We start from the raw sequence: 11,823 nt of genomic DNA, 5'->3' as shown, positions 1-11,823 counted from the left end.
ATTTAAAATTGCGAGGTAATTAATGATTTATGTCAATGCGCGATTCTTAACGCAGGATTTGACAGGGGTTCAGCGGTTCGCTCAGGAAATATGCCTTGCGCTGAGTAAGATTAGGCATGATATCGTTTTTGTCTCGCCACCAAACATTATTCACCACGATATCGCGTCGCAATTGAATGTTCAGGTGGTGGGTAAGAAAAGCGGTCACTTTTGGGAGCAGGTAGAGCTTCCTGCTTTTTTAAACAAAAATAAAAGCCCGCTTCTAATAAATCTTTGCAATACGGCGCCGATCTTTTATCGTAATAAAATTGTTACTCATCACGATGTTATATATAAACGCTATCCGCAAAGTTACTCTGCAAAGTTTCGTTTCGTTTATAATAACTTTGTTCCCCTGATGTTGCGTCACAGTAAGGCGTTGATTACAGTTAGCGAATTTTCTAAAAAAGAAATTAGCCAGGCGTTTGACTACCCATTAAATAATATTTACGTAATCTATAATGCGGTGTCCGAGCAGTTTAAACCCATAGCGTCGGCATCCAATACAGAGCGCCCTTATTTATTGGCCGTTTCGTCTCCAAATTATCATAAGAACTTTCATGGTCTGATTGCCGCTTTCTCTCAAATGGCAAACGGCCAGGAAGTGACACTGAAAATCATTGGGGCCGCCAACAAGAACTTCGCGGATGTTGGGTTTTCGACGGAAGGAACTGCAACGAACGATAACATACAGTTTTTGGGGCGTGTGAGCGATCAACAGCTTGTAGAACTCTATTCTCATGCTCGCGCCTTTGTGTTCCCCTCTTTATATGAAGGGTTCGGCATTCCTCCGTTAGAAGCGCAGGCTTGTGGTTGTGCGGTAGTAGCGTCCAATCGGGCTTCTTTGCCCGAGGTATTGTCGAAGAGTGCATTGTACTTTGATCCGGAAAACATCCTGGAAATGAAACAGGCACTGGAGCGGATTATGCAGGATGAAGCGTTGCGCCAAATTTTAATCGCTGAGGGATTTACGAATGTCAAACGTTTCGATTGGATGCGTTCGGCAGCAGCGTTGAGTGAGATAATGACGAGATCTATGCAATGAAAAAAAAAGTGCTGCATGTCGCCGAGACAGTGAAGGGTGGCGTCGCTACGGTAATTAGACAACTTGTACAGCAAAATGATGAATTTGATTTTTACTGTGTGTTGCCCGATAGTCAATATCGTGAGATTGGCGCTTTCCCCGCAGAAAAAATGAAGGTATTTACGCGGACAGGGAGAAATATTTCTTCGTTTATCTCTTTGGCTATTAACTATATCCAGATGGTACGTAAAGAAAAACCGGATGTCATTCACGTCCACAGTACTTTTGCGGGGGTTGTTTGCCGGCTGTTAACGCCATTGGTAAGAATGACATGCAGGCCTAAAATTATTTATTGTCCGCATGCTTTTTCTTTCCTGATGGACACATCAGAAAAGAAAAAGAAGGTTTATGCCAAGATAGAGAAAATTCTGCAAAAGAATACCGATGTTATCATCTGTACCAGCGAATATGAGAAACGAACGGCACTGATGGCCGGGTTGAGTCCTGATAATTTGACTGTGGTATATAATGGCGTTGAACCCCCTGTAACGCTGTCGGATGATACCAATCCTTATCGCCAAGATAAAATAAATATATTGTTTGTCGGCCGTTTTGATTATCAAAAAGGATTTGATTTGGTTCAGCGGATTGCCGACGAATTGGATGACAGATTTTTAATCACGATCGTCGGCGGCAATGTACACGCAAAAGAGCAACCGGCGCCACATTCCCGGATGGATTTTAAAGGTTGGTTGACTTCGGCAGAAATGGCGCCTTATTTCACCTACGCCGACGTGTTGTTGATGCCAAGCCGATGGGAGTCGTTCGGTCTGGTCGCCGTTGAAGCTGAAAGCTATGGGTTGCCCGTTGTCGCCAGCCGCTGCAGTTCATTGCCGGAGGTGGTGAGCGAAGGCGTTACGGGGTATCTGTTTACGACCAATCAGGCCGATGAGGCCGTTGAGATATTGAATGCTCGCGACCAACGCGATTGGAGTGCAATGAAAGTTGACTGTGTCGATTTCTACAATGCTAATTTTACTTCAGAAAAAATGATATCCAATACTTATCGTCATTACAGATAATCGATACATCCGTTTTTTGGAATGAAAATAATTTTTTTTACTATTTATATTTAATCGGTGAGAGTAAAAATGAGTAACCTTTATCCTGTTATTATGGCTGGGGGAACAGGGAGTCGCCTGTGGCCGCTTTCTCGTGAATTATTCCCCAAACAGTTCTTAGCGCTGTGCAATGAATTTTCCATGTTGCAAACGACAGTCATGCGGCTTAAAGGGTTAGAGATTATTAATCCTCTTGTTATATGTAACGAAGAGCATCGTTTTATCGTGGCCGAACAACTGCGCCAAATCACGCGTTTATCGCATAATATTATTCTGGAGCCGGTAGGGCGTAATACGGCGCCGGCGATTGCGCTTGCCGCTTTGCAGGCGGTTTCCAGCGGTGACGATCCGCTCATGTTGGTATTGGCCGCGGATCACGTCATTCAGGACGAAGCGATTTTCCGCGATGCGGTCAATCAGGCGATTCCCTATGCTGAAGCGGGAAAACTGGCTACTTTCGGCATCGTGCCGACGGGCCCGGAAACGGGCTATGGGTACATTCAAAAAGGTACCAGCGTCGACGGTTCCAGTATCTGCGGCGTTTCGCGCTTTGTCGAAAAGCCTAATCTTGAAACGGCGCAGCAGTATCTGGCCAGCGGCGACTATCTCTGGAATAGCGGTATGTTTTTGTTCAAAGCCAGCCGTTACCTGGAAGAATTAGGCCGTTTCCGCCCAGATATTCTGGACGCGTGCAAGCAGTCGCTTGCGCATTTGACCCCCGATATGGACTTTATCCGCGTTGACCGAGATGCGTTCATTGCCTGCCCGGATGAGTCTGTCGATTATGCCGTGATGGAACAGACTGCCGATGCTGTCGTCGTACCCCTGGACGCGGGATGGAATGACGTGGGATCATGGTCTGCGTTGTGGGAAATCAGCGAAAAAGACACAAAAGGGAACTCTACTTTCGGTGATGTTCTTGAGCATAACTGTTCAAATAACTATATTCGCGCGGAGCATAAATTGGTGGCCGCTGTCGGGGTGACCAATTTGGTTGTAGTTGAAACCAAAGATGCCGTGTTGATTGCCGATAAAGATAACGTCCAAGACGTAAAAGAAATCGTCAACCAACTGAAGCGACAAAAGCGTTCCGAAAGCAAACAGCACCGTGAAGTTTATCGTCCGTGGGGCAAACATGATGCGATTGCTCAGGGCGATCGCTTCCAGGTGCGCCGCATTACTGTAAAGCCAGGCGAGAAATTGTCCTTGCAGATGCACCATCATCGTTCGGAACACTGGGTAGTGGTGTCAGGCACTGCCAAAGTGCATACCAATGGTAAAATGCAACTGATCAGTGAAAACGAATCCGTTTATATCCCTCTTGGGGTCGAACATTCTCTCGAAAACCCGGGAAAAATCCCGCTTGATTTGATTGAGATTCAGTCGGGTGCCTATTTGGGAGAAGACGATATCGTGCGAATCGGCGACTCCGCTCAGCATAATTAATCATTTTGGTGCGGTGGATATTTGAGCCGCATCACTGTATTTACGTTTGGTAAGGATCTCAACATGTCTCAATCATTGACTTGTTTCAAAGCATACGACATTCGCGGGCAGCTGGGTGAAGAGCTGAACAACGATATTGCCTATCGTGTCGGCCGTGCATATGGGGAGTTTTTGCAACCTAAAAGCGTTGTCGTCGGGGGAGACATCCGTTTGACCAGCGAGGAACTGAAACTCGCGTTGGCGGAAGGGCTGCGCGATGCCGGGGTTAATGTTCTGGATATTGGCGTCAGTGGGACGGAAGAAATTTATTTTGCCACTTTCCACTTAGGTCTCGATGGCGGCATAGAAGTGACGGCCAGTCATAATCCTATGGATTACAACGGAATGAAGCTGGTGCGGAGCCAGGCTAAACCGATCAGCGGCGATACCGGTTTGCGCGATATTCAGCGTTTGGCAGAAGATAATAACTTCGCTGCGGTGGATCCGACCCGACGCGGCAGCTACGAAACAATATCGATTGAAAAAGAATATGTGGATCATCTGCTGAGCTATGTGAATACGGCTAACTTCAAACCGTTGAAGCTGGTCGTCAACTCCGGCAACGGCGCTGCAGGTCACGTTATCGATGCTGTCGAATCGCGTTTCAAGCAGCTTCAGGTGCCGGTTGAATTTATCAAGGTTCACCACCAGCCTGACGGCAATTTCCCCAACGGTATCCCTAACCCGCTGCTGCCGGAGTGTCGGGAAGATACGGCGCAAGCAGTGCGTGCGCACAAGGCGGATATGGGAATCGCGTTTGACGGTGATTTCGATCGCTGCTTCTTGTTCGATGAACACGGCGGATTCATTGAAGGTTACTATATCGTTGGCTTGTTGGCGGAGGCGTTCCTGGAGAAAGACGCTGGGGCGAAGATCATTCATGACCCGCGCTTGAGCTGGAACACCATCGACGTGGTCAAGCAGGCAGGCGGGGTGCCGGTGATGTCGAAAACGGGCCATGCATTCATTAAAGAGCGTATGCGCCTGGAAGATGCCGTTTACGGTGGTGAGATGAGCGCCCACCATTACTTCCGCGACTTTTCATATTGCGACAGCGGCATGATCCCATGGTTGTTGGTTGCTGAGTTGCTGTGCATTAAAAACAAGACGCTCGGGGAGTTGGTCGGGGATCGGATGATCGCTTATCCAGCATCGGGTGAAATTAACAGCAAACTGCAAGATCCAAAAGCTGCAATTGAAAGAGTACTCAATCGCTATCAGCCTTCGGCACTGGAATTTGATACGACCGATGGCATTAGTCTGGAATTTGCAGACTGGCGATTTAATTTACGTAGCTCAAATACTGAGCCGGTGGTGCGTTTGAATGTCGAATCACGAGCCAATCCTGCACTGATGCAGCAAAAAACAGAGGAAATACTGGCCTTGCTTCGACGCTGATCTCTGGTTTTAAAGCTATATTTTAATGCTGGGCGAGCGGTATATGCCCAGCGTTGTGAAGCGATATAGGTACCAGAGAAAACTAACAAAAGGCATCTATACTATGATAGTTAATAGGCAGTTATCTATGAACGGTTTCCGTCGGGGCGTGTTGCATACTAATGCGTCTCTTACTTCAATGCTTCAGCGCTTCTCTGATATTTTCGTTATCTTTAGCGGGCTGTACTTGTCTTGCCTAATCTCCGGTGCCGCATTTAGCGTGCAGCACTGGATTATGGTATTAATATCGATCGTTATCTTCCAAATGATTGGTGGGATTACTGACTTTTATCGTTCGTGGCGTGGTGTGCGTGCGGGGCTGGAGATCCAGCTCATTTTGCAAAACTGGTCGCTGAGCCTGCTGTTGACCTCAGGAACGGTGGCGTTGATAAATGTCTTCAATAACGAGTATTCCGTCTATATCCAATGGTATCTGCTGGTCTGCTGCGGTTTGGTCATTACGCGCAGCGTGATCCGGCTGCTCTTGGGATACATGCGCAATATTGGTTTCAATACCCGTAATGTGGCCATCATGGGCGCGATGCCCGTCGGTATTCGTCTGGCAGAATCTTTACGTGACGCGCACTGGATGGGATTTAAAGTGTTGGGCATTTACGACAACGATAATTCTCCGTTGAACAGCAAAATCGAACGCTGCGGCGACTTGTCTCAGCTCGTGAGCGACGCGAAAAGTGGCCGTATCGATAGGGTCTATATCGCAATGTCGATGGAGCAGGAAAAATTGATCAAAGATACGATCGCGGATCTTTCTGATACGACCTGCTCAGTGATGCTGATCCCGGATATCTTTACGTTCAACATATTACAGTCACGATCGGAAGAGATTAATGGCGTTCCCGTCGTTTCGTTATTCGATACGCCAATGAGCGGGGTTAATCAGGTAATTAAGCGTATTGAAGACATCATTCTGTCAATATTTATTTTGCTGTTCATTTCTCCGGTTCTGTTGCTGATCGCCTGCATGGTCAAATTTACCTCTTCCGGGCCCATCATTTTCAAACAAAGGCGTTATGGCATGGATGGCAAGGCCATCGAGGTATGGAAATTCCGCTCGATGACCGTGATGGAAGATGGCGATAAAGTCGTTCAAGCGAAAAAAGGGGACGCGCGCCTGACGCCGGTCGGCTCCTTCTTGCGTCGTACCTCTCTGGATGAATTGCCGCAATTCGTCAATGTACTGAAAGGCGACATGTCGATTGTAGGCCCAAGGCCGCATGCCGTGGCACATAATGAGCAGTATAGAAAGTTGATCAACGGCTATATGCTGCGCCATAAAATGAAGCCGGGTATCACGGGGTGGGCGCAGATCAACGGTTGGCGTGGCGAGACGGATACGTTGGAAAAAATGCAAAAGCGCGTTGAGTTCGATCTCGACTACATCCGTAACTGGAGCGTTTGGTTGGACATTAAAATCGTCTTCCTGACCATTTTCAAGGGATTCATTAATAAAGCGGCGTATTAGATTTTCTTTAAGGATGTCGCGCCTGGGAAATGTGGATTTCCTGATCTCTGGGGATGTTGAGACAGTTCATTTTTCTTTTAAAACTGGAGGTCGGTCAGATGTTGACTAAAACAAACCGTAAACTGAGGTGCTGGAAGGGGGCGGCTTCATCGCTGGCCTTCGCATTGCCGCTGATGTTTATCAGTGCGAACGCGTTGGCTTTCGAAGTCGGGGTTCATGCGCATTTTCGCTGGTACCCCAACGATCCGGATAAATATTTGGATCTGATTAAGCGTTACGGTTTCACGTCGTATCGAGCGGATTTTCCCTGGAGCGGATTGGAACAGCAAAAAGGGCAGTATGTCATAACCGGCAATATGCAAAAGGCCGACCAAGCGTTTAACGATGCCCAGGCAAAATTTGGTCTGAATGGGTTATTAGTATTGGCGTACGGTAACAAACTCTACGATCCATCGGGTTATCCAACGACGCCTGAAGCCATTCAGGCTTTTGCCAACTACGCGTATTGGACGGCCTCCAAATATAAAGGCAAGATCAAGTATTATGAGATCTGGAACGAATGGACGAATGCCACTGCGATTAAGCCGAAGCCGCGCACGCCACCGCCGCCGGAGATTTTCGTCGCGTTGGTGAAAGCTACGGCTGCTGCGGTTCGAAAGGCCGATCCCAACGCAATTGTCATTACTGGAACGGCCAACCCAACAGGAACCCGCGATCCTTCCTGGGTTGATAACATCGTTAAACTCGGCGTGTTGAATTACGTTGATGGTTTCTCCATCCACCCTTACTCCTATGGCAACGATAATTACGCTATACGGGCCCCTGAGGGGAACCTCGGCGTCGTGGATAAATTCGAGGCCCGGCTTGCAAAGGCAGCAGGTAAGACGGTGCCGATTTATATCACTGAAATCGGCGTGCCAACCTATGACGGTAAAGGCGGGTTATCAAAAGATGTGGCTGCGCAATATGTGGTGAAATATACTTTCCTGGCCAAATCGCGGCCCTTTATCAAAGGGATATGGTGGTACGATTTGCTCGATGATGGAGACAACCCGAAAATCAATGAACATCGATTTGGGCTGCTGACGAGAAACGGTCAACCGAAGCCGTCGATGCTGGCTTTAAGTAAGGTCGCAGATGTTGCGCGATCGTATTCCGTTGAGAAATACCAAGTGCTGCCGGGCGGTAAAATTTCCATCGCATTGAAAGGGAATAATCAACATGCGATGCTATTCTGGCAGGAAAAACCGGTGGCTAAGCCATCCAGCGGTATTTCTTCAGGCTTGCGCAGTTTTATGGCGAGTGAGGCGCCGCAAAACCAAAGTGCTACGCCGCTCAAAGAGGTTCAGGGGAATTCGGCTGCGCCCGATGGCGATGTACCGGTAATGATGCGCTCTAGTGCTCCGATTGCCTCGCCCTGGTAGGCAGGCTGTGAGTAAAAAACCGCAAGCTTATTAAGCTTGCGGTTTTTTTTTGTCCAGCGTCATAAGCGGCTTGCTGCTTCGTCATTCGCCTGCATTTGCCGCCTATAAAAAAGCCAGCCGGCATAGCCGGCTGGCATCAGTATATAACTGCCGTTCTCCATGCGGCCCTGAATAAATAATCAGGGCGCTTGGTGAAGGCGTTACGCTTACGCGTAGTGCAGCGTATCCACCAATTGCTGGTGGTTTTGCCCAGTCAGGTATACCACGGTATCGTTGAGGTCCAGCGAGTGGTTATCGTTGTTGTCGATAATCACGTAAGAGCTGGCAGTGTTACCGCCACCGCTGAATACAACGGATGCCACACCCACTTTCGACGTCAGCGAGTTGCTGCTATCCAGGCCAAGAATACCGCCCAGCAGGCCGATAACGCCATTGGTCAAACCGCCCACCAGTGTCCCCAACAATGCATCCAACGTGTCGGCAGAACGCGTACCGTAGTTCGCTACCGCGGTGCCGCTGGCGTCATCGGAGATAGTCAGGCCGCCATGGTTCACGTCGACAATCGAGTCCTTGAGGCTATTAAAGTCCTTGATGGTCACACCCGCCTGCGTGTTACTGGCCTTGATGTCGTAGGTGTTGGCACCTGCGCCGCCGGTCAGCGTGGTGTTGCCAATCACGCCCAGAGTATCGGCCGCACTGGAACCTTCTACGGTCATTTGGTAACCGTTCAGGCCCAACGCCGTCAACACCGGTGCCAACAGGTTGGTGGTGACAACGCTCAGCGGCAGAATGTTCAGCAACTGAATGATGATACCGTCACCGGTACCGCCATGGCTGGAGTCGAGATTCAGCCCCGCGGTATTGGTGGACGCATTGATATCACGCACGTTGCTGAAACCGCTGCCCACCGTCAGATCTAGCGCGTGATCACCGGTCACGTTGATGGTCTGAACCTGCGCATTGGTGCCGGCCAATGACAGAATATTGTCAAAGCTGCCGGTACCGCCCGAGGCTACGTTAACTGTACTCAATGCAGTACCGCCAATCAGGCTGCTGCTGCTGTTGAGGGTGATGGCACCGGCGTTCACATTGGCGGAACTCACCGCATCGAAGTTGATGTCGAAGTGATTGGTGGCATTCTGGACGAAGGTAAAGTTCAGCGTGCTGGCAGCGGTCGCGTCCCCTTTCACTGCCAACTGTGCGGCGTTGCCGCCGGCGGCGTTGATGACGTTGACGTTAGCCAGACCGGAGACCACAAACCCCTGAGTGCCCAGATTGGTGGCCGCCGCGTTCTGCGTAACCGTGCCGCCCGTAGTGCCTTCGACCGTGGACGTGCCGTTGGTCAGGCCAAAGTCAAAGGTGTTGTTTGGCGTTGTCACGCTGGTGGTAGTCGGTGAACCGATCAGCGGCGTCGTAATCAGCGTACCGACGGACTTGCCGATATAGCCGGTCAGGTCGATCTGCTCGAAGTTCGAGAAGTTGTTGGCGTTGCTGGTCACGGTGCTGGTACGAACGCCCAGGGCGTTTTGGTTGGTCACCACGGTTTTGGTGATGAAGTTGGCGGAGATGGAGTCCGTACCCGCGCCGCCATTAGCGGAGATGCCGGCGCCGACGGTGTTGGCTGCGCCGGTTGCCGCATTCCCCGCCCATTTCAGCGAGTCGTTGCCGTTGCCAAGGTTAAAGTCGCCGGTGCCTGTGGCGATGTTGGCCGTCGACGTCACGATGACATCATCATTTCCGGAACTGGCGTTCAGAATCACGTTGCCATTGTTAACGGTAATATCGACACCAGGGTTAACCCCGTTGTCAGACAGGTTGACCGTTGCTGCACTGGTGCCGTTGATGGTCAGATTCGCCAGGTGGTCGGCGAACTTCAGGTTCACGATGCTGGCGGCATTGGCGTTCAGTTGCACATCCGTCAACACTGCCGTTTCGGCATTGCTAATTTGGTGAGATGCGCCGGTGTTGACGGTGCCCGTCGCGTTGCCGCCGGCGGCCGTTGCCGTCAGAGACGCCGCGGTTTTGTACAGCAGGCTGGTACCGATATCGTATTCGAAGCCATGCTGCTGAGTGACGGTGGCACTGTCAGTGGCGACGGAGCTGCGCAGGTCGTTGATAATGGCCTGCGTGATGGCCGTTTTGCTCCCCAGCGCACCATAGCTGGCTAATTGCGCAGCGGTGGCGGCAGTGCCATGCACCAGGGTAAAGATATGCTGAACAAAATCATCGCCAGTCAATTGAGCGCCTTTCTTTTGCGACTCTGCTGAATTGATCAGGGTAGTGATGACCTGTGCATAAGTTTTACCGGCAAACAGTTCTTTGCTCCAGGTGTCCAGCCCGCGGGCATCGACGCCACGGCCAGGAATTGCCAGGAAGGCTGCTGCGACTTGTTCCTGATAGTTCAGAGCCGGCAGTTCACCCGGTTGCCACACGTGCGTCGCCGCCTGGAAGTGCTGTTGGGCCGTGGTATCGCCGGCGGCAACGGTGCCCTTCAGTGCTGCGATCACTTGAGCTACGACGTCGCCACGAGTCGAGCCGCCACTCAGCAAGGCGAGATAGCTGCTGCTTTCGGCCGAAGTTGGTGCGCGTTCATAGCTGTTTTGGAAGATGGCGTTGATGAAATCGCTATCGCTTAACGTTTTCAGCGGGCTGTTGTTCACGAAGGTTTGTGCGACCGCCGCCAGCGTTTTGCTGCCCTGCGCCAATACGGTTCCCCAGTAGGTAATGCCGTCCTGAGTTTGCGTTAAGCCCACGACATGGAAAACACCCTGTACGTCAGCTGCGCCGGCCGACGATGCGGCTGTCGCGACAGGGAACAGGGTTTTTTCGACTTGAGCTTCGAAATTGCTCTGTGCTGTCAGCAGCGTTGAATCAAAACCGCTGTAGCTAAGTACGTCGTTAATCACCTTGGCAACAACGGATGCCGTGGTGGGGTTGCCCGCTAAAAGATCGGCAAGCACGCTGCTGCTGGGGGCACTACCGTTCACTGCGGTGTAGACCTTGGTTACGATTTGAGAAGCCGTCAGACCGTTCAGGCTTGAGGTGCCGGTAATGAATTTTTGCGCAACTTGCTCCAGAGAAAGTGCAGAAGTTTCAATTTTCTGCGAGTAGTAATCTAACGCCGCGGTATCAATATTCTTTCCAGAGATTGCAAGGAAAAAAGCAGCCGCTTTTTGCTGTGCTACTAATGTGGCCATACGTTACCCCTTTGGATGTACCCATTTTCTACGGACATAAGAAAGATGTGACCGGCCCCCCATAGCCGTGCCAGGAAGAGGTTTGGTCAGATTTTTTAGTATTAAAGCTTGTGAAAACAACGGCATATAAAAATGACATACTAATGCCAATTGTTGCTTTCACGTTTTAATCAAAGGAGCTGATGAGATTTTTGTCAAGGCTATAGGATTTTTTTTATTTCTATTGTTTTGGTTTTTCTATAACTAATTGTGTTGTCAATTAATCCTGCGTTTTTGTCGCAGTTGATTAATATTTTTTATGAGTGCAATGATTTTGGTTGTTTTTTTAACGGTGGGGATTATTAGATTTCTAATTATTTCCAGTGGTGGCGGTTTGACTTTGCCGGGGCGTGGGAAAGGGGGGCGGTGTCCTGTCATTCAGGTTTGGATAACTTTTTGCTTTATATTGGTTTTTTTTTGAATTTTTGAGGAATGTTTTTTTCGTCTGCCGCCTTGCTGGAATTCCAAATGTGTATCTATAGTTAATGAAAAAGCAGCTGCAGTCTTGAGCATGTTTGGGGGCTTTTTTTGTGAGGTTAATCTCATAAAAATCAATGCGGATTTTGACTGACAG

The 11,823-nt window shown here is 49.7% G+C and carries 7 protein-coding genes; 6 read left to right on the top strand and 1 reads right to left on the bottom strand.

Annotated elements, in window-relative coordinates; translation table 11 throughout:
* The first annotated feature begins 22 nt into the window (after positions 1-22).
* From ACSBQQ_RS10575 to ACSBQQ_RS10550, 6 genes are all read left to right on the top strand, one after another.
* A complete protein-coding gene (locus ACSBQQ_RS10575; protein ID WP_435012967.1) occupies positions 23-1,084 on the top strand; it encodes a glycosyltransferase family 4 protein in 1,062 nt (353 codons plus the stop codon).
* On the top strand, positions 1,081-2,145 hold the full coding sequence (locus tag ACSBQQ_RS10570; RefSeq protein WP_060428337.1) for a glycosyltransferase family 4 protein: 1,065 nt from the start codon (positions 1,081-1,083) through the stop codon (positions 2,143-2,145). The genes ACSBQQ_RS10575 and ACSBQQ_RS10570 overlap by 4 nt, the downstream gene beginning before the upstream one ends.
* Before the next feature lie 69 nt (positions 2,146-2,214).
* The gene (locus ACSBQQ_RS10565) at positions 2,215-3,630 is read left to right on the top strand and encodes a mannose-1-phosphate guanylyltransferase/mannose-6-phosphate isomerase (RefSeq protein ID WP_033637751.1); all 1,416 of its coding nucleotides are present in this window, start codon (positions 2,215-2,217) and stop codon (positions 3,628-3,630) included.
* Positions 3,631-3,693: 63 nt separating this feature from the next.
* Positions 3,694-5,067 carry a phosphomannomutase CpsG gene (gene cpsG / locus ACSBQQ_RS10560; protein ID WP_033637752.1) on the top strand — a complete coding sequence of 458 codons (1,374 nt, stop codon included), beginning with the start codon at positions 3,694-3,696 and terminating at the stop codon, positions 5,065-5,067.
* Between the two features lie 127 nt (positions 5,068-5,194).
* Entirely contained in the window at positions 5,195-6,589 is a 1,395-nt protein-coding gene (wcaJ, locus tag ACSBQQ_RS10555) for an undecaprenyl-phosphate glucose phosphotransferase (protein WP_049213009.1), read from the top strand.
* Positions 6,590-6,687: 98 nt separating this feature from the next.
* Positions 6,688-8,013, top strand: coding sequence for a cellulase family glycosylhydrolase (locus ACSBQQ_RS10550; protein WP_060428602.1), 1,326 nt, complete (start codon positions 6,688-6,690; stop codon positions 8,011-8,013).
* A gap of 206 nt (positions 8,014-8,219) precedes the next feature.
* On the opposite strand, the gene ACSBQQ_RS10545 is transcribed toward ACSBQQ_RS10550, so the two are convergent.
* Complete coding sequence (locus ACSBQQ_RS10545) at positions 8,220-11,210, bottom strand: beta strand repeat-containing protein (RefSeq protein WP_033646762.1); 2,991 nt, start codon at positions 11,208-11,210, stop codon at positions 8,220-8,222.
* Between the last annotated feature and the right edge of the window lie 613 nt (positions 11,211-11,823).

Origin of the sequence: Serratia sp. G204Y, from assembly GCF_051172435.1 — a bacterium.
Classification (GTDB): domain Bacteria; phylum Pseudomonadota; class Gammaproteobacteria; order Enterobacterales; family Enterobacteriaceae; genus Serratia; species Serratia sarumanii.
Note: the sequence above shows the minus strand (reverse complement) of the source record. Positions and strands in the feature narration are given on the sequence as shown.

Excerpts from the sequence above, each read along its gene's own strand:
- ACSBQQ_RS10575 (WP_435012967.1), top strand. The coding sequence starts at position 23 with ATGATTTATGTCAATGCGCGATTCTTAACGCAGGATTTGACAGGGGTT.
- wcaJ (WP_049213009.1), top strand. The coding sequence starts at position 5,195 with ATGAACGGTTTCCGTCGGGGCGTGTTGCATACTAATGCGTCTCTTACT.
- ACSBQQ_RS10545 (WP_033646762.1), bottom strand. The coding sequence starts at position 11,210 with ATGGCCACATTAGTAGCACAGCAAAAAGCGGCTGCTTTTTTCCTTGCA.
- ACSBQQ_RS10550 (WP_060428602.1), top strand. The coding sequence starts at position 6,688 with ATGTTGACTAAAACAAACCGTAAACTGAGGTGCTGGAAGGGGGCGGCT.
- cpsG (WP_033637752.1), top strand. The coding sequence starts at position 3,694 with ATGTCTCAATCATTGACTTGTTTCAAAGCATACGACATTCGCGGGCAG.
- ACSBQQ_RS10565 (WP_033637751.1), top strand. The coding sequence starts at position 2,215 with ATGAGTAACCTTTATCCTGTTATTATGGCTGGGGGAACAGGGAGTCGC.
- ACSBQQ_RS10570 (WP_060428337.1), top strand. The coding sequence starts at position 1,081 with ATGAAAAAAAAAGTGCTGCATGTCGCCGAGACAGTGAAGGGTGGCGTC.